General features: G+C 49.9%; 26 protein-coding genes. 17 read left to right on the top strand and 9 right to left on the bottom strand.

Features of this window, described 5'->3' with window-relative positions; all coding sequences use genetic code 11:
* The first annotated feature begins 3 nt into the window (after positions 1–3).
* From L0B52_RS06155 to L0B52_RS09615, 6 genes are all read left to right on the top strand, one after another.
* Positions 4–1,728 carry an ABC transporter ATP-binding protein gene (locus L0B52_RS06155; RefSeq protein ID WP_235063857.1) on the top strand — a complete coding sequence of 575 codons (1,725 nt, stop codon included), beginning with the start codon at positions 4–6 and terminating at the stop codon, positions 1,726–1,728.
* A gap of 25 nt (positions 1,729–1,753) precedes the next feature.
* On the top strand, positions 1,754–3,301 hold the full coding sequence (locus L0B52_RS06150; protein ID WP_235063856.1) for an ABC transporter substrate-binding protein: 1,548 nt from the start codon (positions 1,754–1,756) through the stop codon (positions 3,299–3,301).
* A 61-nt stretch (positions 3,302–3,362) separates the two neighbouring features.
* A complete protein-coding gene (locus L0B52_RS06145; protein WP_235063855.1) occupies positions 3,363–4,343 on the top strand; it encodes an ABC transporter permease in 981 nt (326 codons plus the stop codon).
* On the top strand, positions 4,340–5,284 hold the full coding sequence (locus L0B52_RS06140) for an ABC transporter permease (RefSeq protein ID WP_235063854.1): 945 nt from the start codon (positions 4,340–4,342) through the stop codon (positions 5,282–5,284). The genes L0B52_RS06145 and L0B52_RS06140 overlap by 4 nt, the downstream gene beginning before the upstream one ends.
* Position 5,285: 1 nt before the next feature.
* On the top strand, positions 5,286–5,735 hold the full coding sequence (locus tag L0B52_RS09620; RefSeq protein WP_260088232.1) for a penicillin-insensitive murein endopeptidase: 450 nt from the start codon (positions 5,286–5,288) through the stop codon (positions 5,733–5,735).
* A complete protein-coding gene (locus L0B52_RS09615) occupies positions 5,693–6,121 on the top strand; it encodes a penicillin-insensitive murein endopeptidase (protein ID WP_311195353.1) in 429 nt (142 codons plus the stop codon). The genes L0B52_RS09620 and L0B52_RS09615 overlap by 43 nt, the downstream gene beginning before the upstream one ends.
* A gap of 52 nt (positions 6,122–6,173) precedes the next feature.
* Here L0B52_RS09615 and ahpF read toward each other — a convergent pair whose 3' ends face one another.
* Together ahpF and ahpC are read right to left on the bottom strand one after the other, a co-directional pair.
* Complete coding sequence (gene ahpF / locus L0B52_RS06130; RefSeq protein WP_235063853.1) at positions 6,174–7,736, bottom strand: alkyl hydroperoxide reductase subunit F; 1,563 nt, start codon at positions 7,734–7,736, stop codon at positions 6,174–6,176.
* 129 nt (positions 7,737–7,865) lie between these two features.
* Positions 7,866–8,432 (bottom strand): alkyl hydroperoxide reductase subunit C, encoded by a 567-nt coding sequence (gene ahpC / locus L0B52_RS06125; RefSeq protein WP_409202326.1) that lies wholly within the window; start codon positions 8,430–8,432, stop codon positions 7,866–7,868.
* Between the two features lie 144 nt (positions 8,433–8,576).
* On the opposite strand from ahpC, the gene L0B52_RS06120 reads away from it, so the two are divergent.
* Genes L0B52_RS06120 through grxB form a run of 3 tightly spaced genes read left to right on the top strand, consistent with a single transcriptional unit; the run spans position 8,577 to position 10,836 of the window.
* Entirely contained in the window at positions 8,577–9,482 is a 906-nt protein-coding gene (locus tag L0B52_RS06120; protein WP_235063851.1) for a hydrogen peroxide-inducible genes activator, read from the top strand.
* Positions 9,482–10,192 (top strand): sulfate transporter CysZ, encoded by a 711-nt coding sequence (gene cysZ, locus L0B52_RS06115; RefSeq protein WP_235063850.1) that lies wholly within the window; start codon positions 9,482–9,484, stop codon positions 10,190–10,192. The genes L0B52_RS06120 and cysZ overlap by 1 nt, the downstream gene beginning before the upstream one ends.
* A complete protein-coding gene (gene grxB / locus L0B52_RS06110) occupies positions 10,189–10,836 on the top strand; it encodes a glutaredoxin 2 (RefSeq protein WP_235063849.1) in 648 nt (215 codons plus the stop codon). Before cysZ ends, grxB begins: the two co-directional genes overlap by 4 nt.
* Here grxB and L0B52_RS06105 read toward each other — a convergent pair.
* The 5 genes from L0B52_RS06105 to dapA form a co-directional block, all read right to left on the bottom strand.
* Entirely contained in the window at positions 10,833–11,600 is a 768-nt protein-coding gene (locus tag L0B52_RS06105; RefSeq protein WP_235063848.1) for a sugar nucleotide-binding protein, read from the bottom strand. The genes grxB and L0B52_RS06105 overlap by 4 nt on opposite strands.
* A 1-nt stretch (position 11,601) precedes the next feature.
* A complete protein-coding gene (gene miaA, locus L0B52_RS06100; RefSeq protein WP_235063847.1) occupies positions 11,602–12,552 on the bottom strand; it encodes a tRNA (adenosine(37)-N6)-dimethylallyltransferase MiaA in 951 nt (316 codons plus the stop codon).
* The gene (mutL, locus tag L0B52_RS06095; protein WP_235063846.1) at positions 12,549–14,354 is read right to left on the bottom strand and encodes a DNA mismatch repair endonuclease MutL; all 1,806 of its coding nucleotides are present in this window, start codon (positions 14,352–14,354) and stop codon (positions 12,549–12,551) included. The genes miaA and mutL overlap by 4 nt, the downstream gene beginning before the upstream one ends.
* 98 nt (positions 14,355–14,452) lie before the next feature.
* Positions 14,453–15,613 carry an outer membrane protein assembly factor BamC gene (gene bamC, locus L0B52_RS06090; RefSeq protein WP_235063845.1) on the bottom strand — a complete coding sequence of 387 codons (1,161 nt, stop codon included), beginning with the start codon at positions 15,611–15,613 and terminating at the stop codon, positions 14,453–14,455.
* Positions 15,614–15,627: 14 nt separating this feature from the next.
* Complete coding sequence (dapA, locus tag L0B52_RS06085) at positions 15,628–16,518, bottom strand: 4-hydroxy-tetrahydrodipicolinate synthase (protein ID WP_235063844.1); 891 nt, start codon at positions 16,516–16,518, stop codon at positions 15,628–15,630.
* 195 nt (positions 16,519–16,713) lie between these two features.
* Between dapA and L0B52_RS06080 the strand changes: the two genes are divergently transcribed.
* The 3 genes from L0B52_RS06080 to L0B52_RS06070 are packed head-to-tail and all read left to right on the top strand — an operon-like array spanning position 16,714 to position 19,308.
* Positions 16,714–17,196: an RDD family protein gene (locus tag L0B52_RS06080; protein WP_235063843.1), complete on the top strand. Its 483-nt coding sequence runs from the start codon at positions 16,714–16,716 to the stop codon at positions 17,194–17,196.
* Positions 17,197–17,226: 30 nt separating this feature from the next.
* The gene (locus L0B52_RS06075) at positions 17,227–18,405 is read left to right on the top strand and encodes an amino acid aminotransferase (RefSeq protein ID WP_235063842.1); all 1,179 of its coding nucleotides are present in this window, start codon (positions 17,227–17,229) and stop codon (positions 18,403–18,405) included.
* 60 nt (positions 18,406–18,465) lie between these two features.
* Positions 18,466–19,308, top strand: a complete 843-nt coding sequence (locus L0B52_RS06070) for an HlyC/CorC family transporter (RefSeq protein ID WP_235063841.1) — start codon at positions 18,466–18,468, stop codon at positions 19,306–19,308.
* Here the strand turns inward: L0B52_RS06070 and L0B52_RS06065 are convergent.
* Positions 19,305–20,474, bottom strand: a complete 1,170-nt coding sequence (locus tag L0B52_RS06065; RefSeq protein WP_235063840.1) for a benzoate/H(+) symporter BenE family transporter — start codon at positions 20,472–20,474, stop codon at positions 19,305–19,307. The genes L0B52_RS06070 and L0B52_RS06065 overlap by 4 nt on opposite strands.
* Positions 20,475–20,611: 137 nt before the next feature.
* Here L0B52_RS06065 and L0B52_RS06060 point away from each other — a divergent pair, with 137 nt between their 5' ends.
* The 4 genes from L0B52_RS06060 to hemN all read left to right on the top strand — a co-directional run bounded on the left by L0B52_RS06060 (position 20,612) and on the right by hemN (position 24,492).
* Positions 20,612–20,854 (top strand): succinate dehydrogenase assembly factor 2, encoded by a 243-nt coding sequence (locus L0B52_RS06060; RefSeq protein ID WP_235063839.1) that lies wholly within the window; start codon positions 20,612–20,614, stop codon positions 20,852–20,854.
* Positions 20,855–22,198, top strand: coding sequence for an exodeoxyribonuclease VII large subunit (xseA, locus tag L0B52_RS06055; RefSeq protein ID WP_235063838.1), 1,344 nt, complete (start codon positions 20,855–20,857; stop codon positions 22,196–22,198).
* Entirely contained in the window at positions 22,195–23,025 is an 831-nt protein-coding gene (locus L0B52_RS06050; RefSeq protein ID WP_235063837.1) for an NlpC/P60 family protein, read from the top strand. Before xseA ends, L0B52_RS06050 begins: the two co-directional genes overlap by 4 nt.
* Before the next feature lie 90 nt (positions 23,026–23,115).
* On the top strand, positions 23,116–24,492 hold the full coding sequence (hemN, locus tag L0B52_RS06045) for an oxygen-independent coproporphyrinogen III oxidase (protein WP_235063836.1): 1,377 nt from the start codon (positions 23,116–23,118) through the stop codon (positions 24,490–24,492).
* Between the two features lie 38 nt (positions 24,493–24,530).
* Here the strand turns inward: hemN and L0B52_RS06040 are convergent, their stop codons facing one another.
* A complete protein-coding gene (locus tag L0B52_RS06040) occupies positions 24,531–24,830 on the bottom strand; it encodes a hypothetical protein (RefSeq protein WP_235063835.1) in 300 nt (99 codons plus the stop codon).
* Between the two features lie 70 nt (positions 24,831–24,900).
* Between L0B52_RS06040 and L0B52_RS06035 the strand changes: the two genes are divergently transcribed.
* The gene (locus L0B52_RS06035; RefSeq protein WP_235063834.1) at positions 24,901–25,785 is read left to right on the top strand and encodes a DUF368 domain-containing protein; all 885 of its coding nucleotides are present in this window, start codon (positions 24,901–24,903) and stop codon (positions 25,783–25,785) included.
* Positions 25,786–25,809 lie beyond the last annotated feature (24 nt).

The following is a 25,809-nucleotide window of genomic DNA, read 5'->3' as shown; positions in this document are numbered from 1 at the left end:
TTCATGAGCGCAACGCCGCTACTTAGCGTGTCAGATTTGCACGTAGTTTACCCTTCTCGTCATGGCGATTTTACCGCTGTGGATCATGTTTCTTTTGAGCTTTATCGTGGTGAAATTCTCGGGATTGTTGGTGAATCCGGCGCTGGAAAATCGACCATTGGTAATGCGATTGCCGACCTACTCACCCCGCCAGGCTACGTTGCTGGTGGCGAAGTTAGCCTTGATGGAAAAGACCTCCGCGCCTTATCAAGCGATGAGATGCGTCGCTTACGCGGTAAAGATATTGGTTTTATTTTCCAGGACCCAATGACCTCACTCAATCCACTGCTCACCATCGGTGAACAGCTGATGGAGCCAATGTTTGCGTATTTAGACGTGAGTCGCAATGAAGCGAAAAAGCGCGCGATTGACCTGCTTAATGCGGTGGGGATTGCCGATCCTGAGGTTCGTCTGCGTCAATATCCGCATCAATTCTCTGGTGGTATGCGCCAGCGTGTAGTGATCGCTATAGCTTTGTCAACCGAGCCTAAATTTATTATCGCCGATGAGCCGACTACCGCACTCGATGTGTCAATTCAGGATCAAATCTTGCAGCTACTGCGGCAATTATGTCGTGAAAAAGACGTTGGCTGTATGCTGGTGACCCACGATATGGGCGTAGTGGCTTCGGTCACCGATCGTGTGATGGTGACCTATCGTGGCAAACGGATGGAAATTGGCAGCACCGAACAAGTGCTGCGCCAGCCAGAAAATGAGTACACCAAAAGCCTGATTTCCGCCGTGCCACCATCGAACATCAAACTCGATCGCTTCCCACTGGTGACTTATATTGAAGAGGCCGGTGAGCGCGCAAATTTGGATTTAAAAACCCATTGGTTGGGGCGCCAGCAGGAAATTCCTCAATACGATGGACCGATTTTGCGCGTTGAAGATATTTCGCTGCGCTTTGTTACCCGACAATCGGTTTTTAAACACCTGCGCCGTTATGTTCAAGCGATTGACCATGTCAGCTTTAATATTGAAGTGGGTGAAACCTTTGGTTTGGTGGGTGAATCTGGCTCGGGTAAATCAACCACTGCACGCGCGATTACCGGTTTGCACCCACCACAAAGCGGCAAGATCTTTTTTGAAGGACAAGATTTAACTGCGCTGACCTGGGAAAAAGCGCGTCTGCCGATGCGCCGGCAGATGCAGATGGTGTTCCAGAACCCGTATTCATCGGTCAATCCGCGGATGCGGGTTAAAGACATCATTGCTGAGCCGATTCGCTTTCATAAGCTCGCTGATTCACCGCAGCAAGTGCAGAGCATTGTGCGTGATTTGATTGAGCATGTGGGGCTGGCGCGCGATGCGGGTGATAAATTCCCGCATGAATTCTCGGGTGGGCAGCGACAGCGAATCTCGATTGCGCGCGCACTCGCTACACGTCCACGTTTGCTGATTTGTGATGAGCCAACTTCAGCGCTTGATGTATCGGTGCAGGCACAAATCTTGAATTTACTTAAAGATTTACAAGCCGAATTGAATTTGACGATGCTGTTTATCAGCCATGATTTACCGGTGATTCGTCAGATGTGTGACCGTATTGGTGTGATGCGACAGGGGCAATTGGTAGAAGTTAATGATACCAATCAACTCTTTGAGCACGCCAGCGATCCTTATACCCGTGAGTTGATTGAGCTGATGCCACGTTTTGATCGTGTGCCCGGCACAACGTCACTTGCTTAGTTTCCCCAACCCAAGGAGTCTATCCATGATGAAGAAAACCCTACTCGCTTTAGCCATGACTGGCGCGATGGCGACAATGGCGCAAGCTGCTGAGATTAAGGTGGCTTTTGACGCTGATCCGGTATCGCTTGACCCACAAGAGCAGCTCTCAGAAGGGACGCTACAAATGGCAAACTGGTTGTTTGACCCGATTGTACGTTTTGATGAGAACTTAGAAATTGAACCTGTACTCGCTGAAAGCTGGGAACAAATTTCACCAACAGTGACGCGTTTTAATCTGCGTAAAGGCATCAAATTCCACAGTGGCAACGATATGACCGCTGATGATGTGCTCTTTACTTATCAACGTATGCTTACTTCCGGTGATTTTAAAGGGTTGTTTGCGCTCTATGAAGGGATTGAAAAGGTTGATGACTACACCATTGATGTGGTCACTAAGGAACCTTACCCCTTGGTTTTGGCTAATATGACCTATCTCTTTGTCATGGACGAGGATTTTTATAGCGGCACTGATGAGAATGGTAAAGACAAAGCGCTGATTGAGAAAAGTACTGGAACTTATGCGTCAACACATGTTTCTGGGACTGGCCCGTTCACCATTGAAAGCCGCCAGCAAGGGGTGGAGAGCGTATATGTGAAGAACCCTGATTACTGGGGTGAGACGGGTAATGTGGATAAATTCACCTTAGTACCAATCAAAGAAAATGCCACCCGTGTGTCGGCGCTGCTCTCTGGTGGGGTTGATTGGATTTACCCTGTGCCACCAACCGACTTGGACCGCGTTGAATCAAATGAAGCTTTTGAGCTCTACAGTATCCCAAGTGATCGCATCATCACCTTCCAAATGAACCAAAATGTGGCCGAACCGTTTAAAGATGCGCGTGTGCGCCAAGCGGTGATTTATGCGGTAAATAATCCAGGGATCGTTGAGAAGATCATGCGTGGTTTTGCGACTGCGGCTGGACAAAACTCACCAGAAGGCTACAGTGGTTATAACCCTGATTTAACCCCTCGCTATGATCTTGAAAAAGCTAAAGAGCTGATGAAAGAGGCTGGCTATGAAGATGGCTTTAGCGTGACGATGATTGCGCCGAATAACCGTTATGTGAATGATGAAAAAATCGCCCAAGCAGTAGCTGCGATGTTGGCAAAAATCAACATCAAAGTGGATTTGACCACCATGCCGAAAGCACAATATTGGGATGAGTTCGATAAATGTGAGGCCGGCATGCCGATGATTGGCTGGTCTTCTGATACGGGCGATAGCGCTAACTACAGCGAATACTTGACCATGACCCGTGACGCGGACAGTGGTGTGGGGCAGTACAACTGTAACGGCAATAGCGCGCCTGAGCTTGATGAGCTGGTCAATAAAGCGAACACCATGGTTGATGGTGAAGAGCGCAATGCGCTGCTTCGTGAGGCGAGTAAGATCGAATACGATGAGGCGATCTTTGTGCCACTACATTGGCAGAACTACAACTGGGGCTATACCAAGCGGATTACCAACTTCCCAGAAACGGTTAACCTGAAAAACTTCCCAATTTTCAGCAAACTAGTCGTGGAAGAATAAACCATTAACCCACCCGGTGCTGCTGCGGCACCGGGTGCTTTTTGTTTAATATTAAAGATTTATGCTTACTTTTTTTATCAAACATTTTTTTCAGCTGATTCTGGTTATGCTGGTTATTTCTTTAATTGCTTTTGCGGTACAAAGCAAACTCGGTGATCCGGTGGCGCAAATGACCGCGATGAGCGCCTCTGCTGAAGAAAAAGCGGCATTGCGTGAATCGCTTGGTCTGAATGACCCGTTTTTTGTGCAATACGGACGCTATTTGTATAACGCCGTACAAGGGGATTTTGGCACCAGCTATTTCTTCAAACGCCCGACCATCGAGGTGATTCTTGAAAAACTACCGGCCACCGCAGAGCTGGTTTTTGCCTCAGCGTTAATCGTGATTGGTTTGTCGATTCCGCTTGGTGTCTATACCGCGATTCACCCGCGCAGTTGGCTCACGAAAATCATCATGGGCGTGAGTATTGTCGGTATTTCGATCCCGGTTTTTTTAACCGCGATTTTATTGTTGTATGTGTTTTCGCAGTGGTTAGGCTGGCTACCGTCTTATGGGCGTGGTGAGGTTATTAAATTTACATACTGGTCAACCGGCTTATTCACCATCAGTGGATTGAAGCATCTCGTGTTACCAGCGGTTGCCTTATCATCGATTATGTTGCCGCTCTTTATTCGTTTAGTGCGTGCGGAAATGATGGAATCATTAGGACAGGAATATATCCGTTTTGCCCGCGCTAAAGGCCTGTCGAAGCGTGAGATTCGCTATAAGCACGCATTGCGTAATACGATGCTGCCAGTGATTACTGTTGGTGGCGTGCAAATCGGCATCATGCTCGCCTACACTATCCTCACCGAAACGGTATTTCAGTGGCCGGGTATGGGCTTTATGTTTTTAGAGGCGGTGAACCGTGCCGATATTCCGCTGCTCACCACCTATATTATTTTTGTTGGTTTGATCTTTGTGGTAACCAACACGATTGTTGATCTGGTTTATGGGTTGATTGACCCACGCGTCAATCTCTCTGGAGGGAAAAAGTCATGAGTGTACCGGTAGAAATGGGTAATCCCTCACGATTTCAGCGCTTCCGTCAGTCTGATTTTTGGTACTACTTCAAGCGCGATAAAGTGGTGATCGTTTCGTTCCTCATTTTTTGCGTGTTTGTGCTCGCAGCGTTATTCGCGCCGTGGTTAGCGCCAAATGATCCTTATGATCTCGCCTCGATTGATATCATGGATAGCGAACTACCGCCGGTGTGGATGGATTATGGCGATCCACGCTTTTGGTTAGGCAGCGACGAACAAGGCCGGGGGATTTACTCCACCATCTTATACGGTTTGCGTACCTCACTCGCGATCGGTATTTTTGCCGTTTCTTTGCAGATGATGATTGGTGTGGTGGTTGGTCTGGTCGCTGCTTTTTATGGTGGTTGGTTAGATAACCTGCTGATGCGTATCACCGATGTTCAACTGTCATTCTCGACCCTGATGGTCGCGATCATTATTTCAGCGCTGTTTAAAACCGCTTTTGGCGCAGAATTTTTTGCCGCTAATGCAGTATTGATTCTGGTGGTGATTATTGGGGTGGCAGAATGGCCACAATACGCACGCACGATCCGCGCAACAGCGCTTTCGGAAAAATCGAAAGAATACGTTGAAGCTGCGCGTGTGATGGGTTTTAAGCCCATCCGCATTATGTTTCGTCATATTTTACCGAACTGCCTGTCGCCGATTTTGGTTATCTCTACCGTACAAATTGCGAACGCGATTATGAGCGAAGCGGCGCTATCATTTTTAGGTCTTGGCATGCCGCCAGATAAGCCGTCACTCGGCTCGCTGATTTCCAACGGCTTTGAATATTTAAGCTCCGGTTCTTGGTGGATTACCCTATTCCCAGGCTTGGTGCTCGTGATCCTCACCTTGGTGGTTAACTTGCTCGGCGATTGGTTACGCGACGTGTTTAATCCTAAGCTGTATAAGGGCTGATATGGGTCGTGGGTTTTTGTTACTCGCTTTGATCGCTTGTCAAGCGGTGTTCGCTGCTGAGGAAAACCCCTGGAGCCGAGTGACCCACCCGACCCTGCAAGCGCCACAAGCGATTGGCAGTTACGCAAATGGCTGCCAACAAGGCGCGCAGGTGCTCCCTGAAGAAGGTCGCGGATATGTAAGTATTCGTCGTTTTCGTAACCGGTTTTATACCCAACCGATTACCCTTGGTATGATTGATCAGGTTGCGAATACCTTAGTCGATACCTACGGGCAGCGCATTTTGATCGGCGATCTCAGCCAACCGATTGGCGGAAAAATGCCTTACGGCCACAGTTCACACCAAAATGGCTTAGATATCGATATCTGGTTTTATACGGTGGCTGAGGGGGGGTACCACCCAATGATATTGAGCCCCCTTCACTGGTTGATAAAGCAGCCGGTCGGTTAATCGCTGGGCGCTGGCAGGACGCATACACGACAGCGATCATGACCGCTGCCGCACACCCTGATACCGCGAGAATTTTTGTTAATCCAGTGATTAAAAAAGCTTTGTGCGAACAAAGCTACGCGACAGATCCTGCCGAGCAATTACGGAAAATCCGTCCATGGTGGGGACACGATGCGCACTTCCATGTGCGCATGCATTGTCCACCAGGCAATCCTGATTGCCAAGCACAGGCACCGATTCCATCCGGTGATGGCTGTAATGCAGATTTAGATAATTGGATCGCTGATCAAAGTGATGCGATTTTGCATCCTAAGCCCCCGCGACCTTCTAAACCCAAGCCACTGATTCCTATTCACCCGCGCTGTGCGTCCTTGCTTGGCTCTTAAATATGCCAGCTTGTGTCATCCCTCCTAGATGACACAAGCCGACACAGCTCGCTTATAAACGGATTAAATAATCAAATGCCGATAAGGCGGCTTTCGCACCTTCACCCATCGCCACCACGATTTGCTTATACGGGACGGTGGTGACATCGCCGCAGGCGAATATCCCCGGGACGTTGGTTTCGCCTTTAGCGTTGATGCTGATTTCACCAAAACGGGTTTTCTCTACCCCGCTTTCTTCACCGACGAATTCGCTATTCGGCACCAAGCCGATCTGCACGAATACCCCATCGAGTGCTAGGGTTTTATCTTCACCGCTGTCGCGGTCTTGATAGGCGAGCTCGGTGACTTTGCCGTTTTCGGCATGAATCGCTTTGGTCGCCATATTGGTGTAAACGTCGATATTGTCGCGTTTGCCCATCGCATCAACCAGTACCTGGTCGGCTTTGAGCTGTGGCATAAACTCGAATACGCTCACATGACGCACAATGCCGGCCAGGTCTAATGCGGCTTCAACGCCGGAGTTCCCACCACCGATAACCGCCACATGCTTGCCTTTAAAAAACGGCCCGTCGCAGTGCGGACAGTAGGCCACACCGTTACCGAGGTTTTCTTTTTCACCCGGCACACCCAGCTCGCGCCATTTTGCGCCACTGGCGATAATTACCGTTTTGCTGTCGATCGTCTCACCCGTACTGAGCGCAATCTGATGTTGCTTATCACCACGGATCAGTTTGGCCACGCTTAAATTCTCACGAATAGTGACTGGATATTCCTGTAAGTGAGTATGCAATTTGCCTGCAAGCTCTGGACCAGTAGTTTTAGGCACCGAAATGAGGTTTTCAATGTCCATGGTGTCTTTAACCTGGCCACCGATACGATCAGCCACTAATGTCACGGCTAGGCCTTTACGCGCGGCATAAATTGCTGCTGCGACCCCAGCCGGGCCGCCGCCGATCACTGTGACATCCTGTAGTGGTAAGGCGTTATCTTGATGGCCGTAATCTTTAATTTCCGGGTACAGCGACAGCAGTTTGTCTAACAGTTTGGCGGTGTCGATTTTGCCGTTGGCAAATGGTTCGCCATTTAAAAAGACGGCTGGAACGCCTTGGATATTGTTCGCATCAACCTGCTCTTGGAATAATGCGCCATCAATCATCTCACTTTGGATATGCTCATTTAACAGGGCAAACTGGTTGAGCGCCTGCACCACATCCGGGCAGTTATGGCACGAAAGCGAGACATAGGTTTGGAACTTCAGCTCGTGATCAATACCGGCAATCAGCGATTGGATCGATGCGTCAAGTTTCAGCGCGCTACCACCAGCCTGCAGAATCGCCAAAATCAGTGAGCTGAATTCGTGCCCGCCAGGAATCCCGCTGAACACAATCCCGGTATCGCCGTGTTGATTGTCCAGGCGAAAGCTGATCGGACTCGGCAGGCTGCTATCACCTTCAGCATTGAGCGTGAGCTTATCTGATACACCAACAATAGCACTAAGAAAATCGTGCAGCTCGCCGCGCTTCTCGTGCTCGCCTGCGCCAAGTACTAAAGTAACTTGTTGTTCGAGATTGGCCGTATATTGTTTTACTGCGTCTAATGTAGATTGATCAAGCATTGATTTTTCCTATTATACTGGGTTTTAAAAACCGGTCGTTGACCGGCTTTCGATGGTTGCACATCAGCAAGATGATAGGCGTGGGCGGAGGGCGTTTAATCCGTCTTACCCACGCTATCTAGGCAATCCTTAGATTTTGCCGACTAAATCTAAGCTTGGCTTGAGTGTTTGCTGGCCTTCTTCCCAAGCCGCAGGACACACTTCACCATCATTGTTGCGAACATACTGTGCGGCTTTAACTTTGCGCACCATGTCTTTCGCGCTACGGCCAATACCGCCATCGTGCAATTCGGCAACTTTAACCAAACCATCTGGGTCAACCAGGAAGGTGCCACGTTCTGCAACGCCGTCTGCCTCGATCATTACATCAAAACCACGTGCTAACACGCCAGTTGGGTCAGCAAGCATTGGGTATTGGATTTTGCCAATCGCATCAGAAGTGTCGTGCCAGGCTTTGTGTACGAAATGCGTATCACAAGAAACGGAATACACTTCAACGCCCAGCTCTTTAAGCGCATCGTATTGTTTTGCCATATCTTCCAGTTCGGTTGGGCAAACAAAAGTGAAATCTGCTGGGTAGAAAATAAAGATCGCCCAGTTACCTTTAACATCATCGCTGGTGACGGCTTTGAACTCGCCATTGTGGAAAGCTTGGACGCTAAACTCAGGGATATGTTTGTTAATAATAGACATTATGATACTCCAGTTGATTAAAAGTTAATGGATTAGCTGCGCATTATACACAGCTTCAATCATTAGCAAAATTTCAAAGTATTTAGGTTTGAATTTTATTTTGCTTAATATAAAATAATCACTTCTATCATTAAAAAAGGAAAAAGTATGATTACCTTACGCCAGATTCAGTTTGCCTTAGCCGTATCACGCCACCACCATTTTAAGCGTGCGGCTGATGAGTGCAAGGTGTCGCAGTCGGCGCTGAGCCTTGGGATTGCTGAAATGGAAAAAAATCTTGGCGTAGCTTTGTTTGAGCGCAACAACAAGCAGGTTGTGGTGACCCCGATTGGGGTGGAATTGCTCGAACGCGCGCAACGGATTTATCTTGATGCCCAGCAATTAGAAGAACGCGCTAAGGCGGGTACCGGCGATTTGAGCTTTGCGATGTCGATTGGCTTTATTCCGACCATCGCACCGTATTTATTGCCAGCAGCTTTGCCAGCATTGCGTGAACAACATCCGGATTTTGCGATCAATATTCATGAAGACACCAGTGAGCGCTTACTTGATAAAGTGCGCAATGGCACGCTCGATGCGGCGTTAATCGCGCTACCTTATGACACAGAAGGTTTGGATGTTCTCACCTTCTCTGAAGAGTCTTTTTATGCGATGGTGCCTAAAGGCCATGAGCTTGCCGATAAGAAACAATTGACCAACAAACAGCTGCAAAACGCTAAAATGCTGTTACTCGGCGAAGGTCATTGCTTGAAGGATCAGATTGTCGAGTTATGCCAGTTTAATACCAAACATGGCCATGATTTTAGCCGCGAAGCAAGCCTGAACACCTTAATTCAAATGTCGGTGAATAATATGGGGCTCACTTTTGTCCCAGAAATGGCGCTGCCGTATTTAACTTACTTACAAGATAAAGTAAGCTTTGTGCCGTTAGCGGCAAAAGGGCCACACCGCCGATTTGCTTTAGCGACGCGACCAAACTATCCACGCATTAATGAGTTACAAACGCTTTCTGAGCTCTTTACCCAAGTGATTGCTGAGAACCTTAAAGCTTAATGCGTGCCATCAACACCTTACTCGAAGGCTTCAGGTGGCTTTCAAGACCCGGCTTGCGCCGCTATGTCTGGGTGCCACTGTCGATTAACATCGTGGTTTTTGCTTTAGCGACCTGGGGCTTTGTTCATTATCTGAATGTGGTGATGGAGCATTTTTTGCCAGCCGATTCATGGCTGAGTTATTTGCGCTGGGTGTTGTGGCCGTTGTTAGCGGTCTTGTTTGGTTTGATTGTCTTTTACACGTTTAGTTTGTTAGCAAACTTGATTGCTGCTCCTTTTAATGGTTTTTTAGCCGCGGCGGTTGAGCGCTTAGAGACTGGGGTAACGCCTGATTCAGGATTAACCTTAGCCCAGGAAGCACGAGCAAGTATTAGCCAGGAAGTGCGGAAAACGTTCTTTTTCCTAAGCCGCGCGGTTGTGTTGCTGATTCTTAGCTTGATCCCTGTGCTCAATTTGATTGCGCCATTTCTTTGGTTTGCTTTCTCAGCGTGGGTGGCGTATTTGCAATACATGGATTACCCGATGGCCAACCACGGTATTCGTTTTGCTGAACAACGCCGTCGGCTGCGTGGTCGTCCGCTCGATACCTTTGGTTTCGGCGGGTTGGCGACGGTGATGATGATGGTGCCTATTTTGAATTTATTTGCCATGCCGGTGAGTGTGATTGGTGCAACGCTGCATTGGTGTCGGCATATTAAGGAGGAAAAATGAAGCTTTATTATTATGATCATTGTCCGTTTTGCACGCGTGCGCGCATGGCGGCTGGCCTGCTCAACCTAAACGTTGAGGGCATTATTCTTGATAACGACGATGAAGAAACGCCGAACGCGCTAATCGGTAAAAAAATGTTGCCGATCTTGGTCAAAGAGGATGGTGAAGCAATAGGTGAAAGTCTTGATATTGTCGATTATTTCTATCAAGTCGCTGGACACACACTGGATAAAACAGTGCGTCCAGAAATTAAGGCTTGGCTGGAAAAAGTCGGTGATTATGCTGCGCACTTAGTGATGCCGCGCGTGGTGGAAGTTGGCTTTGAAGAATTCGCCACCCAAAGTGCGATCGATTATTACAGCGTGAAGAAAAGCCAAATGGTGGGTGATTTTGCCGATAATATCGCGCGTAGCGATGAATGGCTGGGTCGGATTAATGCAGATCTTGAAACCTTAGCGCCACTCATAGGTTGTGCTGAAGCAGTCAATGGACAGGCGTCGAGTCTGGAAGATATTCTCCTCTTTCCGATTCTGCGCAATCTTAGTATCGTTAAAGGCATTGATTGGGCGGAGAAGGTGCACGATTACGTGGTGCAGATGGGGCGTGCGACAGATATCACCCCATTATTCGCTAACGCTATTTAAGCGCTAAAGTACGCGCCAAGCGAGGCCTGTGCGTAGTTAAAGTCCGTCTGTTCGGTGATGCGCTGACCGCTGATGATGCGGTCAGCATCGCAGGTATGATTACTAAACTGTGGCTCAGCTTGACCGGAGACCTGCGCCATCAAGCGATAAAAGTCGTGACGCAGGATGTGATCAGGGTGGGCGATATTATACGTTGCGCCTGCTTGAGGACGGGTTAATAAGCCTATAATCGCTGCCGTGACATCACAATGGTGGGCGAGGTTCAGTCGTCCATTGGCTTTATCACAGACAGCACCAAAAAATCGCACGCCAAGCAATCGGTCTGTACCGATTAAGCCGCTACAACGCAAGATCATCGCCTGAGGACAGGCTTTGCGCAGCGCTTGTTCGCCTTGATAAACCGCACTATTGGGATCGGCTGCGCTGTCTTCGTCATATACACCGGCTTTGCTCGGATAGACGCTTGAGCTGCTGATCAAGATGATCGGGTTATCGTTGGGCAGTTGCTTGGCAAGACGTGCAAGATGCGCGCCGTAGTGTGCGTAGCCACCAGCGGTCGGTGGAATCGCAATCACAAAATGGCTGGCATCGAGCAATGGTGCGGGCAAATTATCTTTTGTCCAATCATAGACAAAGCTGGCTACAGGGAGCGCATCAGCGCTGCTTTGATGACCGGTTGTGGCGCTGATTGACCATGGTTCTGGCATGGCGCAGATCAAATGGCGCCCCAACCAACCGCAGCCAATGATGGCAAGATGGCGCATATTAACGCGCCAAAAACTGTTGGGTTTGCGTATTTAGCTGGGCTAAATAATTGGTCTGCATCGGGTCGTGCAGGGTGAGGTCTAAGTGCTCACGCAGACGATTGCGCATCCAGGTGATCTGACGTTTAGCGAGCTGGCGGGTGGCGATAATGCCTTGTTCGATCGCTTGCTCACGGCTGCTATTGCCCTCTAAATACGCCCAAATTTGCCGATAACCGACCGAGCGCATCGACGGGTGCTCAGCGCTTAATGTGGCGCGCGAGCGTAACTCGGCAACTTCTTCGATAAATCCTTGTTCGATCATCTGCTGAAAACGTTCAGCAATGCGCTGATGCAACAAGCCACGTTCGGGCAGTAGTCCGTGGGCGAGCACACGCCAGCTAGGACGTTGTGCGGCCTGTTCAGCAAATAATTCATGAGGCAGCTTGCCAGTGAGGCGAGTGAGTTCGGTAAAGCGGATGATGCGCTGACGATCGCCGGCTTTGAGCTTTTCCGCAGCGTAAGGGTCGTTGGCGATAAGGTATTCATAAAAAGGCTGCAAGCCTTGCTCGCTGATCTCGTCCTCAATCTGTGCGCGGATTGCTGGGTCTGAAGCTGGCAGGTCAGCAAGTCCACCAAATAAAGCGTGGTAGTAGAGCATGGTGCCGCCAACCAAAACCGGAATACAGCTTTCGCTATGGGCTTGCTCGATTAGAGTGGTGGCGTCTTGGCAAAACTGCGCTGCACTATAGGTTTCTTCGGGGTTGATGATGTCAATCAACGCGTGTGGGTAGCGCGTGAGCGTTTCTTGATCAGGCTTGGCGCTGCCAATATCCAGACCACGATAAATTTGTGTCGCATCCACGCTGATTAAACGACACGGCAGTTGGTCAGCAAGATGAAACGCTGCGGCGGTTTTGCCGCTGGCCGTTGGCCCTAATAAGCAAATAACCGGTTGTGATGCGGCGTTCATTGTCCGCGCATGAACAGCTTATCGAGTTCATCGATGGAAAGCTGTGTCCAGGTCGGTCGGCCGTGGTTGCACTGCCCGGACGACGGGGTTTGCTCAATATCGCGCAGCAGCTGGTTCATTTCGTTGATGCTCAAGCTGTGGTTGGCACGAATCGCCCGGTGACACGCCATTGATGAGAGGATTTCGTCTTCCATGCGCTTGAGTGCGGTGGTCGATGGGTATTCACGCAGCTCTTCAAGAATCAGCGCTAACAGGTCAGCAGCAGCGACGTGTTTGAGGATTGCTGGCAGCGCATTGATATTGATATGGTTGGCTTCGAGGGTGAAATAAAAACCCAACCGCTTCAGCCAATCTTGATGGGCGAGCAAAATATCGTGATCAGCACCATTGAGGTTAAAGCGCTGCGGCATCAGTAAGCGCTGTGAGCTGGATTGTTCGCTGCTTAATTGTGCTTTAAAACGCTCATAAAGAATGCGTTCGTGGGCTGCGTGCATATCAACCAGCACCAAGCCTTGCGCGTTTTGCGCCAAGATAAATAAGCCATGTACTTGAGCTAAAGCATAGCCCAGAGGATGTTCCGTGGGCTGTGGTTCATTAGGCGCTGTTATTGGCTGTGATGGCGTTTCAGGGGCATGAGTCCACTGATAATAGCGTTCAGTTTCGCGGGCATTGCTGCGTGATGGACTGGGTCGGTGTTGTCCGCCAGCCATAGAGGTTTGAAAACGCAGCGGCGTTTGCGCACGCTGCGCACTCGATGGCGCGGCAGTTGGCTGCATACTTGGGGGTGGTGCGACTGCTTGCATCTGCTTAGGTCGGTGCGCGCGCAGGGCGTGGTTGAGGGTGGAGAAAATAAAATCGTGCGTCAGACGCGCCTCGCGAAACCGCACTTCATGCTTGGCAGGATGCGCGTTGACATCAACCAAAGCCGGATCTAAATCGAGATGCAAGACAAAAATCGGATGACGACGGTTATACAGTACGTCTTGATAGGCCTGACGAATCGCATGCACGATGACTTTATCGCGAATCATCCGTCCGTTGATGAAAAAATGCTGCTTGTCGGTTTGGCTGTGGTTATACGTTGGCAGCCCAACCCAGCCCCATAGACGCATCTCTTGGCTACTGGCATCAATCGGTACCGCTTGCTCGAGCAGTTCGTCGCCCATGACGCTTGCCACGCGTGCTTCTGGCGTATCGCCGCCGTACTCACCAATCGTTTTACCGTGCTGGCGTAAAATAAATGTCGCCTGTGGACTGCCCAGTGCTAGTCGTTGAATGAGTTGTTCAATATGAAAACGCTCGGTGCGCTCGCTTTTCAAGAATTTTTTACGCGCCGGGGTGTTATAAAACAGGTCGCGGATCTCAATCGTCGTCCCTGGTGGATGGGCGGCTGGAGTGGTTTCTAAGCTTAGGTGCGGGCTGATCTGCCAGGCATGTTCGCTGTCTTTGCTGCGGCTGGTCAAGGTGGTTTTGGCTACTGAACCAATGCTTGGTAGCGCCTCACCACGAAAGCCTAGGGTGCGCACATGCTCAAGGTCGTCAAAGTTGCTGATTTTACTCGTTGCGTGGGTGGCAAAAGCGAGCGGCAGGTCGTCTTGATAAATCCCGCAACCATTATCGCGCACACGGATGAGCTTACTGCCGCCGTCTTCGATATCAATTTCAATACGGGTTGCGCCTGCATCAAGCGCGTTCTCAACAATTTCTTTAACCACAGATGCCGGACGCTCAATGACTTCGCCGGCAGCAATTTGGTTGATCAGTTCGTTTGGTAGTTGTTGGATGCGCTGGCGTTCGGTCATAGTGGTTGGCGAGCAAAAAAGTCTACAAGAATGGCTTTAGGACAGTTTGATGCCCTAAAGCACGGTTAGGTTTAGCTTTAGCGCAGTGCTAAACGTGCTTATAGCACCGCGTAAAGTGATTCTAAGACGTTCTGTGCAGCGGGCGTTGGTGCAGGGGCGCCATTTTCGGTTTGCACCACTGCAACGCTTTGTTTGCCTTGATCAGCAAGGCGTACTAAGAAATAAGGGTTGGCAGGGGCTTGTTCGCTGGGCTCACTACCCCACAGGCGAGACCAAAATCCCGGATCTTGTTGCACCTCTGACTGCGGTTGATACTGCACTAAATAGCTGCCGCTCGTATAGTCTGCTTTTTCAATAGCAAAGCTTGCTTTATCCAAGGCAATGCCCAGTACGCGCCAAGCTTGTTGGTAAGGGCTATTAAACACTAGCGCGTTAGTGCCGTCTTGAAGTTGGCCTAATTGCACGTTCACCGCGGGTACAGCATTACCTGCATCTTGCGCCTGCTCAGGCTGAGAACGCTTGAGTTCGTTAGCGATAAACAACGCGATACGGCGTGTCATCTCTAGCTGCAATTCTGGATTATCGTTATCGCTGAGCGTCCACTTAAAGCCCGCAGGTTCTTTACCCGATTGCAGATCGTAATCCGCTTTTTCCACCGATTGTTGGTAGAGCAAAGTGACAGAAGTTTGCTCACCAGCCTCGCGGCCAAAGCGAATGCGGTAGCGATCTCGCGTGCCGCTATCAGAAACAAAGCTCAATAAGCTATTGAGGATGCCGCTGATGCCGGTTTGTGGCAGCTCGGTTTCGTCAACTAACCAATCGGTTTCCATCAGGCCAATCGCTGGTTCGTTAACCGTTAAGCGAATGCCGTTGCTGCTCCAGTAGCGACGTACCGCTTGCCAGACTTTTTCTGGTGGCGCATTAACCACGATATAAGGCAATTGCCCTGGGGTCTCAACAACATCCACCCCTTCAAGCTGCGGTAATACCGCAATATAACCGCGTTGATCGCGGGTCACATTTTCGGCCGCATAAGCGTTGTAAGAGGCGATCGCTGAAGGATTGAGGTCTGGAATGGCGAGTGTGTTGTCAATCGTCGCACCGGTCAAATCCGGGGGAACTTCCAGCGCGTTGACCATCGATGAACTACGGTAGTCGGGGCGACGGTCAGGGATCAATTCGTTAAGGTTGCCTGAGCTACAGGCGCTTAGCAGCAAAGCGAAGGTGACGGCCAAACCTGAATAAATACGCGGTTGCACGATAAATACCTCTTTTAGTCAATAAAGCCGAGCTGCTGTAAGGTCTCTTCCAGCTTGGCGTGATAGGATTCATCCAGCGCTACCAGCGGCAGGCGGATGCCATTGTTGATTTTACCCATACGCGTGAGCGCCCATTTACACGGAATCGGGTTAGACTGGCAAAACAGCGCACGGTGTAATGGCGCTAGCTGTTCGTTAATTTGCGTGCAGCCTTCACGATCACCACGCAACCCTGCTGCGTTCATTTCATGCATCAAACGTGGGGCGACGTTTGCGGTCACAGAGACCACCCCATCAATAAGCCCTTCACAAAGCGCTTGCGCGGCTAAACCGTCTTCACCAGAAAAAATCAGAAAATCGCGTTTTCCGTTTTGCGCAAAGAGGGCGTTTAGCGCGAGTAAACGCTCATACGTACTGGCTTCTTTAATGCCGATAATTTTATCAAATTTGCTCAGAGCGGCAACCGTATCCGGAAGAATGTCGCTCGAAGTGCGCCCAGGAACATTATAAAGCATCATCGGCAGCGGTACCGCTTCGGTAATCGTTCTAAAATGCTCGTATAAGCCTTTTTGTGGCGGTTTATTATAATATGGCGCGACTTGCAGCATACCATCAACGCCGCTTTGATACGCTGAAATGGATAGTTCTAACGCTTCTTTAGTCGCATTAGCACCAGCGCCAGCAATCACAGGAATACGCTTTTTGACCATCTCAACCGTAAAACGTGTGACGGCCTTATGCTCGTCGTGACTTAAGGTAGCAGATTCGCCAGTGGTGCCTACTGAGACAATCCCATCAGTGCCTTCGGCAATATGCCATTCAATGAGCTGTTCGAGGCGCGGCCAATCAACAGCGCCATCTTCATGCATCGGTGTGACCAAAGCCACCATCGAGCCTTGAAACATAATTGTTCTTCTCCGGATACTTGTGCGCCCATAGTATGCGCTTTAATGACTGAAAATCAAGTGCGTTAGGGCGAATAACCCTCACAAAAAGAATCTGAGAACAGCATAAATAGAGTGGTTATTTACGGCGCGCTGACTAGCCTGGGCGCCTGATAACGTTTACAATCTTTTCTTTATTTGGCATGAGAGGTAAGGATGTCAGCGAAGCCTATTGAGGTATCGGCTAAGCCACCGTCTGTCCTGCGTATTTTAGCGGCGATGTTTTACGATGGATTTTTGGTACTGGCGTGCATTATGGTGTTCGGTTTTGCGATGGTGGCGATCAATAGCGTGATGGTCGGTGAATTGCACGAAATTGAACCCCAGTCGTTGATGGGCTACCTGTTATCTTTTGGCATGCTCGTCATCAGCGCATTATTTTTCACCTATTTTTGGTCACGGCAAAGTCAAACGCTCGGCATGCGCGCTTGGCGATTAATCGTGGTCAATGAACAAGGACAATCGCCAACGCTCACTCAAGCTTTTATGCGCTGGATTTATGCACTGATCACTTTACTACCGGCTGGTTTAGGGCTGTGGTGGCGCTGGTTTGATACTGATCGGCGCAGTTTATACGATCGACTCTCGCGCACCCGGCTCTACCGCCTAAACCGCAACCCCTATCCTAAAACCCAGTAATGTACACGAATAATTCACACGGAGTAACCGATGCATTTTAACGCCATTGAAGCTTTACCTGATGATCCAATACTAAATTTGTCACGCCAATTCCGCGAAGATCCACGGGAAAATAAAATCGATGTTGGGGTTGGGGTGTATCAAAATACCTCGGGTGAGACGCCAGTGATGCGTGCGGTGAAAGCAGCTGAAGAACGCCTTTATCAGCAGCAGTCGTCGAAAAAGTATTTAGGGCTGACTGGTAATGAGGCGTTTAATCAGGCGATGACGCGTTTAGTGCTCGGTAACGATTTTGATCCCAGCCGCGTGCGTGCTAATCAGAGCATTGCTGGCACGGGCGCGTTGCGGTTGATTGCTGAATTGCTCGCCTCACTCAAACCCGATGCCACCGTTTGGGCACCTGTACCGACTTGGGGCAATCATATCCCGATTTTCCGTGCAGCTGGATTGCCGGTTAAGCCTTATCCTTATTATGACACTGAGCGTTGCGCGCTCGATCGTGACGGTTTTTTTGCCGCAATGCGTGAGCTGGGTGAGAACGATGTGGTGATCTTGCATGGCTGCTGCCATAACCCGAGTGGTGAAGATTTAAGCGAACAAGATTGGCAAACGCTTGCCGATATCGCCGCCGAACGTGGCTTTTTGCCGGTGATCGATGTGGCGTATTTAGGCTTTGGAAAAGGGCTTGACGCCGATGCCTATGGCCTGCGCCTGCTTGCTGAGCGCTTAGAAAGCGTGTTTATCGGCGTTTCTTGTTCGAAAAACTTTGGTTTGTATCGTGATCGAGCCGGGGTGGCGTTAAGCGTGGGCGCGAATGCGCAAACCGCTGACGCCCTGCAAAGCCATATCAGCGCGCTTAGCCGGGCGATGATTTCGATGCCGGCTGATCATGGCGCAGCAGTGGTTGCCACGATTCTTGATAACCCAGAACTTTCCCAACAGTGGCGCGATGAGCTTGATGAAATGAATCGGAATATCCAACGTCGTCGTCAGGAGTTGAGCGCTGCGTTAAATGCTTATGGTTCACGCGATTGGTCGTTTATTGAGCGTCAGCAAGGGATGTTTTCCCTGCTGCCATTAGGTGAGAAGCGCGTGGTTGAATTACGTGAGCAACATGGCATCTATATGGTTGGCGCTGGACGAATTAACCTCGCTGGGTTACGTAGCATTGAAGCCAGTGAAACCCTGGCGGCAGCAATTCATCGCTAAAATTTGGTGGCGGCGTAAAAAACGCATAGAATAAAACTATCTCAACAAGCTGATAGCAAGATGAACGACGACTCTTCGGAACCGAAAACGGGCTGGCTGGATCGCCTGACTGGGCTTTGGGGCGATTCCAGCGACGATGAAGATCCGCACGCTGCGATCCGTCATGCGCTGCGTGACGCGTTAGAAGCCAACTCTTTAAGCGCGTATAACGTGAGCATGATGGAGTCTTTGCTCGATATCCACGAAACACAGGTGCGCGATATTATGGTGCCGCGCGGGCAGATGACGCTGCTGCAAGAAGATTGGTCGATGGAGAAAGTGTTATCGGTGATCTTGGAATCAGGGCATTCGCGCCATCCAGTGGTCGATGAAGAGCATGAGAAATTACTCGGTATTCTGTTGAGTAAAGACTTATTACCCCAGCTGACCGAGTTAGATAACGAATCCGGGTTTATGCATCTATTGCGCCCGGCAACGATTGTGCCGGAAAGTAAGCCGCTTGATGCGATGCTGAGCGAATTTCGCAGCAACCGTAACCATATGGCGCTGGTGATTGATGAGTATGGCAATTTATCTGGGCTGGTCACGATTGAAGACGTGATTGAAGAAATCGTTGGCGAAATCGACGATGAACACGATGAGATCGAAGACGCCCCGATTATTGCGCTTAATGACGGTACATACCAAGTACAAGCGTTAACCGAAATCGATGAGTTTAACGACGCGTTTCATACCACCTTAAGCGACGAAGACGCTGATACCATCGGTGGCTATGTGTTGCTGGCCTTAGGTCGCATGCCGCATATCGGCGAAAGTATTCACGCCCAAGGACTGATTATTACCGTCAGTAAAGCCAATCAGCGACGCATTATCAGCCTGAATGTTCGCCAAGACGCGTCTTAGTGCGCGCTTTTCTTGGTAATCAGCATCACGAGCAGACCAAAAACAATCCCCCAAAAAGCCGAACCAATACCCCATAGACTCATGCCTGATGCGGTGACGAGAAACGTCACAACCGCTGCTTCACGGTATTCACCATCTTTGCTTGCGCTCCAAAAGCTCGCGGCAATCGTAGGCACGAGCGCTAACCCGGCAAGGACGGCGATAAACACTTGCGGAAATGCGCTAAAAAGCGCGGTAACGGTTGCGCCAAATAGCGCCACCAGTAGATAAAAAATCCCTGACCACATCCCGGCGGTATAGCGTTTGTGCTTATCCGGATGAGCGTCGTCGCTCATCGCCAGCGCGGCGGTAATCGCTGCTAAATTGACTGCAAATGCGCCAAATGGCGCAAACAGTAGGTTCAAGCCGCCAGTGACGCTCATCGCTGCAGAGGTTGGTGGTGGATAGCCAGCCGCGCGCATTACCGTCACCCCGGGTAGGTTTTGAGAGGTCATGGTGACAATAAACAGTGGCAGGGCCACGCTGATCATCGCTTGCAGGCTAAAGCTTGGCATGACCCATACAGGCGCGCTGATCTGCATGTTAACTTCCTCAAGTGGTAAGCCTTGCTGCCACCAAACCCACACCAGCCCAACGATCATCACCAGTAAGATCGTGTATTTAGGGATGATGCGTCGCGCGATCAGCCACACGGCGAATAACACCAGCGGCAGACCACCAAGCTCGAGCGGCATGCGAAAGACATCCAAACCAAAGGTCAGCAAAATGCCACCGAGCATTGCAGCGCTGATCGATTGTGGAATGAGATCCATAAAGCGTGCGAAGATCCCTGTGAGGCCGCTCAATAAAATCAATATTGCGCTGAAAATAAACGCGCCGGTGGCTTCAGCGAGGGTAAAAGGCGCGAGTGCGGTGATGAGTAGGGCAGCGCCAGGCGTAGACCATGCGGTGATAATCGGCATCTTATACCACCACGATAAAGCTAAGGTACTCAGGCCAGTGGCAAAGGATAACGCACTAATCCAACTCGCGACTTGTGTCTGATCAGCGCCAGCGGTGATCGCCGCTTGAAAGATTAATGCCACTGAGCTGGTAAAGCCCACTAAAACGACGATCCAACCAGCAACGATTGCTGAGACACGCGTATCTTTAATCCACTGCGGCATACATTTGTCCAAAAGATAAGCATCATAGACCAAAAACTTGTGACAATGGAAGCGTTTCTGCCCCTTAGAATCAAGGTTAGTCTGGGATGAACGCGTTATCTGCTATATCATAGACACAAACCAGATGAGGACCGATCATGAGCGCTAAAATTAAATGGCTGTGCCGTCGTGGCATGAAAGAACTCGATTTGTTGGTCGATGATTATTATCAGCATGATTACCCACAGGCCACTGCTTCCGAGCAAGCGGCATTTGAGCGTTTGCTCGAATATCAAGACCCGCTGATTGTTGATTTACTCTTTGACCGTTGCCAGGACGATGATCCTGAGATTCAGGCGTTGATTGATGTGCTGAAGGTTAAAAACAGTAATGGCTTATAAATGAGCACGACTTTTAGCGTCAGCGAACTGAATCGCCAGGTGCGCAGTGAGTTAGAGCTGAGCTTTGGCGATGTGTGGGTGGAAGGTGAGCTGTCGAATCTCGCACGCCCAGCCTCAGGGCATTTATATTTCAGTCTCAAAGACAGTAGCGCACAAATTAGCTGCGCACTGTTTAAAGGCAGCCGCTTTGGCTTAAAAATCCCTCTTGCCGAGATAGACAACGGTATTGCGGTGCGCGCGCATGGGCGGGTTAGTCTTTACGAACCGCGTGGGAATTATCAGCTGATTATCGATCAGCTGGAGCCTGCGGGCGTGGGTGCACTGGAGCAAGCCTTTAAAGCGCGACAGGCGCAGCTTGCCGCTGAAGGACTGTTTGCGGCTGAATTAAAACAAGCGATCCCCACCCACCCACGCGCGATTGGGATTATTACCTCAGCCAGTGGCGCGGCACTGCACGATGCGCTGACTACGCTTAAGCGCCGCCATCCGTTTATACCGGTGATTATTTATCCCAGCCTGGTGCAAGGTGAACGCGCCGCACCGCAACTGATGACACAAATTGAGACCGCAAACCGTCGTCAAGAATGCGATACGTTATTGCTCATTCGTGGTGGCGGCAGCCTAGAAGATTTATGGGCGTTTAATGATCCGGATTTGGTGCGCGCGATTGTGGCGAGCAAACTGCCGATTATCAGCGGTGTGGGGCATGAGATCGATGTGACGCTCAGCGATTTTGCCGCTGATTTGCGTGCGCCAACGCCAACCGCTGCTGCCGAACAAGCCATTCCCGCACTGGCTGAAACTTTAGCGCGTCAACAACAGCGCTTGAGCCACGTTAATCAGCGCGTGCAACGGATCATCAGTCAATACCAGCAACAGGTGCTGCATTTAGGTCATCGCCTTAGCCAACAAAATCCGACGCGACGTGTGCAGCAGCACAGCCAGCGTTGTGATGAGTTGAGCGCACGCCTGCAGCGTAATATGACCACGCGCTTAACTCAACAGCGACAGCGTGTGGCACAGATTCAATCGCGGTTGTCGCTAGTGCCTTTACACAGACGCCACCAGCGCGAAACCCAACATATTAGCGAGCTTCAGCAGCGTTTGCAGCAAGGGGTCGTTCGCGAGCAACAACGCCATATGTCGCGCCTTGAACGCTTGGCCGGTAACCTTAATGCATTAAGCCCGCTGAACGTGTTGGCAAGAGGGTATGCGATGGCCTTTGATGAGCAGCGGCAAATGATTCGTCACAGTGATGATGTGGGCGCCGGGGCGCGGATTCATGTTCGCCTTAATCAAGGGATACTGCATTGTGATGTGGTGCGACGGAGTAAAAAACCATGAACCACGATTTTTTTGACCTCGCTGAGGCGAGTAAGCAAGACACGCGCTTATATCCGCAGGGTGAAACACAAGGTTATGCCAGCGTTTGTGTGGCTGAGGCGTGGGTATTCGCGCAACCTGATGAACACAGCGCGCGGCTAACGCAATTTACCTATGGTGAACCGCTACGTTTATTGGCACAGAACCATGATTGGTGGTTAGCGCAAAGTCTGCGTGATGGCTATAGTGGTTGGTTAGGCAAAACAGCATTTCGCCAGCATTCTTGTATGATGTCACAAGCGACCCACAGTACGCGTTATGCAGCGCCAATAACCGCTGAGCCACACTTTAAAAGCACGCCGATCACGGTGCTTCCACCTGATAGTGTGTTCACCCCCGATGAGGCTTGTGATGGATACTTGCATATTGCTGATCTAGGCTGGGTGCAGGACGTCCATGTGTTGAGTGCAGAGCAAATGATTGCGCCGCATATTACGGCGCATGAATGTTTGGGGAAAACCTATATTTGGGGTGGGCGAAGCGTCGCCGGCCTTGATTGTTCGGCGCTGTCACAGCTGTGTTATCGCCGTGCCGGGCAGCTGATTCCGCGTGATTCTGATTTACAGCTACTGTTTTTGCGTGAACAAGCTCGACGGATTGCGCTCGATGCCGTGCAAGCCAATGATCTGATTTTTCTTCCAGGGCATGTGATGATCGCTATTGATCGTGAGCATGTGATTCATGCCAGCGGTCAACAAATGTTGGTGGTTAAAGAGCGGCTTGATGTGACTTTAGCGCGCTATCAGGAAAAGCTGGCGGATAAGTATTGGGTTGAAGCGTATCGCTAGGCTATACAACCTAGTAACTATTGCGCTGTGTCATGTTATCTGTGGTTTGTTTTGTTAAAATACGCCGACAACTTCAATAAAGAGAACGACATGACGGCATATTTTGACGCAGCACTCATTGATAAATACGCAATGAGTGGTCCACGCTACACTTCTTACCCCACTGCTGTGCAGTTTACCGATGCTTTTGGTAACGACGAGTATATCGCGGCTTTGCAGGCGAGCAATGAAGAAGGGCGTGATTTGTCGTTGTATGTGCATATTCCGTTTTGTCGCCATGTTTGCTATTTCTGTGCGTGTAATAAAATCATCACCCGTAATACCGCACAGGCCGAAGAATATCTACGCTATTTGCGCATGGATATCAAGCGTCAAGCCGAGCATATTGATCGTGACCGCAAAGTTGTACAGCTGCATTTTGGCGGCGGCACACCAACCTTTATCAGTAAAGAAGAACAAACCGAGCTGCTCGGTATGCTCCATGAACAGTTTAACTTCGTCGGCGACGAAGAGGGCGAGTTCAGCATCGAGATTGACCCGCGCACGGTGGATCATGATTATCTCGCCCATTTGCGCTCGCTCGGCTTTAACCGCGTCAGCTTTGGCGTGCAGGATTTTGATCCGGCAGTCCAGGAAGCAGTTAATCGTGTGCAGCCGCTAGAAGATGTTGAGGCGGTGATGCGCTCAAGCCGAGAGTTAGGCTATCATTCGATTTCGGTGGATCTTATTTATGGCCTGCCGCTGCAAACGGTTGATAAATTCCGTCAGACCTTACGCGAGGTGATTCGCTTATCGCCCGATCGGATTGCGGTGTTTAATTATGCGCATATGCCGCACCTTTTTGGCGCGCAAAAACAAATCAACGACGGTGATTTACCTGACAGCGATACCAAGCTGGGGATTTTACGTTCGACGATTGAGATGCTCACAGAGGCGGGCTATGAATTTATTGGCCTGGATCACTTTGCCAAACCTGATGATTCTTTGGTACACCACCAAAAAAATGGCACGCTATACCGTAATTTCCAAGGCTATTCGACGTTTTCTGAATGTGATTTGCTTGGCTTTGGCGTGAGCGCCATTTCGATGCTCAAAAACAGCTACAACCAACATCAAAAAGCGCGCAGCAAATATTACGCTGAGCTTGATGCTGGTGGCTTGCCGGTGGAGCGCGGGGTACCGTTAAGCGAAGATGATCATATTCGTGGTTATGCGATTACCGAAATCATGTGCAACCTAAAACTTTCGCTCGAAGCGGTTTCTGAACGTTTTAATATCGATGCACAAGCGTACTTTGCTGAAGAATGGCAGCGTCTTGAGCCATTTGCTAAAGACGGTTTGATTCGTTTAGATGAAGTGGGACTCACGGTTGAGCCGATTGGTCGCCTGTTAATCCGTAATATTGCGATGATTTTTGATGCTTATTTGCGTGAGCTACCGCAAAAACGCTTTTCTAAAGTCATTTAATCTATATTGAGGATGGGTTAGTGCGCTAACCCACCCGTTTATTCTGCGCTGTCTTCGCTGAAATTAAAGTAGGTATAAAAGTAGCCTGAAGATTCGTTGTGACGAAAGGTAACATCCGAATCTTCATGTACATAGCCTGAGGCGACTACGAGATTGAGCAATTCTTCGTCGCTTTTATCTGCTGCTTCAGCAAGGGACACAATCACACAATCGACGGTGATGCCTTTTCCCGCCACATATAGCCGCTGAAATAACCCGGTGAGGCCGAAGAGTGGAAAAGTGTGTTCGTCGAGGATTTTCGCGCCCGCGACGGTTTCAATATTGTTAAAATCGCTCATGATTTGCTGTCTATAGGTTGTGATAACACGCTAAAATGCGCAGCATAACACACTAACCACAGGAAATTTTATGCTCAGACATTGGCGCGAGCTCAGCGCAACGTTTCTCAGAGGAATGGCGATGGGTGCGGCAGACGTTGTCCCCGGGGTCTCTGGCGGGACGATTGCTTTTATCAGCGGGATTTACCAACGCTTGATCAATGCCCTAGGACGTATTGGACTTCATGCCTGGGCTGTTTGGCGAACTCAAGGATTTGCGGCGCTGTGGCGCTATGTTGATGGCGGATTTCTGCTCACATTATTTGCCGGTATAGCAACCAGTGTGGTGAGTCTGGCTGGGATTATTAAATACTTGCTTACCCATCAACCGGTGCTGATTATGGCATTTTTCTTTGGTTTGGTGGCGGCGAGTGTGTGGGTGCTGCGTCAAGATGTGTCACGTTGGACGCCCAAATTACTCACCATTGCCGCGATTGGTGCAGCGCTGGCGGTGAGTATTGCGCTTTTGCCAAAAATGCAAGGAACGCCAAGCCTATGGTTTCTCTTTTTTGCTGGTGCTTTGGCGATTTGTGCGATGATTTTGCCCGGTATTTCTGGCGCATTTATTTTGCTCATACTCGGTGCTTACGAGCCTATTCTTACTGCGGTGCATGAACGTAATCTTTTGCTTATCGCTGTGGTAGGTGCGGGTGCGATTTGTGGGTTGCTGAGTTTTACCCACGTGCTGAAATGGCTGTTTGCGCACTTTTATCAACCGATGATTGCGCTGTTAACCGGCTTTGTCGCCGGGTCGCTGTTTTTGCTTTGGCCTTGGAAAGACGCGGCTGGCGATAACCTTGCACCATGGGCATATGCTGGAGATGCATCGATTATCGTCGTGTTGTTGTGCCTGTGTGTTGGTGGCGTGTTGGTGTTGATTTTATCGCATCTTGGACGGGAAAAAGCGCTATCATAAAAAAATCACCATGATAAAGAGGTT

Source organism: Suttonella sp. R2A3 (genome assembly GCF_021513215.1).
Classification (GTDB): Bacteria; Pseudomonadota; Gammaproteobacteria; order Cardiobacteriales; family Cardiobacteriaceae; genus JAHUUI01.
The sequence above is the reverse complement of the archived record's forward strand: the minus strand, read 5'-3'. Positions and strand labels throughout refer to the sequence as shown.

Coding starts and splice junctions, on each gene's coding strand:
- L0B52_RS09620 (WP_260088232.1), top strand. CDS start 5,286: ATGGGTCGTGGGTTTTTGTTACTCGCTTTGATCGCTTGTCAAGCGGTG.
- xseA (WP_235063838.1), top strand. CDS start 20,855: ATGAGCACGACTTTTAGCGTCAGCGAACTGAATCGCCAGGTGCGCAGT.
- ahpF (WP_235063853.1), bottom strand. CDS start 7,736: ATGCTTGATCAATCTACATTAGACGCAGTAAAACAATATACGGCCAAT.
- dapA (WP_235063844.1), bottom strand. CDS start 16,518: ATGTTTCAAGGCTCGATGGTGGCTTTGGTCACACCGATGCATGAAGAT.
- L0B52_RS06155 (WP_235063857.1), top strand. CDS start 4: ATGAGCGCAACGCCGCTACTTAGCGTGTCAGATTTGCACGTAGTTTAC.
- cysZ (WP_235063850.1), top strand. CDS start 9,482: ATGCGTGCCATCAACACCTTACTCGAAGGCTTCAGGTGGCTTTCAAGA.
- L0B52_RS06120 (WP_235063851.1), top strand. CDS start 8,577: ATGATTACCTTACGCCAGATTCAGTTTGCCTTAGCCGTATCACGCCAC.
- miaA (WP_235063847.1), bottom strand. CDS start 12,552: ATGAACGCCGCATCACAACCGGTTATTTGCTTATTAGGGCCAACGGCC.
- L0B52_RS06040 (WP_235063835.1), bottom strand. CDS start 24,830: ATGAGCGATTTTAACAATATTGAAACCGTCGCGGGCGCGAAAATCCTC.
- L0B52_RS06065 (WP_235063840.1), bottom strand. CDS start 20,474: ATGCCGCAGTGGATTAAAGATACGCGTGTCTCAGCAATCGTTGCTGGT.
- L0B52_RS06050 (WP_235063837.1), top strand. CDS start 22,195: ATGAACCACGATTTTTTTGACCTCGCTGAGGCGAGTAAGCAAGACACG.
- L0B52_RS06105 (WP_235063848.1), bottom strand. CDS start 11,600: ATGCGCCATCTTGCCATCATTGGCTGCGGTTGGTTGGGGCGCCATTTG.
- hemN (WP_235063836.1), top strand. CDS start 23,116: ATGACGGCATATTTTGACGCAGCACTCATTGATAAATACGCAATGAGT.
- mutL (WP_235063846.1), bottom strand. CDS start 14,354: ATGACCGAACGCCAGCGCATCCAACAACTACCAAACGAACTGATCAAC.
- grxB (WP_235063849.1), top strand. CDS start 10,189: ATGAAGCTTTATTATTATGATCATTGTCCGTTTTGCACGCGTGCGCGC.
- L0B52_RS06145 (WP_235063855.1), top strand. CDS start 3,363: ATGCTTACTTTTTTTATCAAACATTTTTTTCAGCTGATTCTGGTTATG.
- L0B52_RS06060 (WP_235063839.1), top strand. CDS start 20,612: ATGAGCGCTAAAATTAAATGGCTGTGCCGTCGTGGCATGAAAGAACTC.
- L0B52_RS06035 (WP_235063834.1), top strand. CDS start 24,901: ATGCTCAGACATTGGCGCGAGCTCAGCGCAACGTTTCTCAGAGGAATG.
- L0B52_RS06070 (WP_235063841.1), top strand. CDS start 18,466: ATGAACGACGACTCTTCGGAACCGAAAACGGGCTGGCTGGATCGCCTG.
- L0B52_RS06140 (WP_235063854.1), top strand. CDS start 4,340: ATGAGTGTACCGGTAGAAATGGGTAATCCCTCACGATTTCAGCGCTTC.
- L0B52_RS06080 (WP_235063843.1), top strand. CDS start 16,714: ATGTCAGCGAAGCCTATTGAGGTATCGGCTAAGCCACCGTCTGTCCTG.
- L0B52_RS06150 (WP_235063856.1), top strand. CDS start 1,754: ATGATGAAGAAAACCCTACTCGCTTTAGCCATGACTGGCGCGATGGCG.
- L0B52_RS06075 (WP_235063842.1), top strand. CDS start 17,227: ATGCATTTTAACGCCATTGAAGCTTTACCTGATGATCCAATACTAAAT.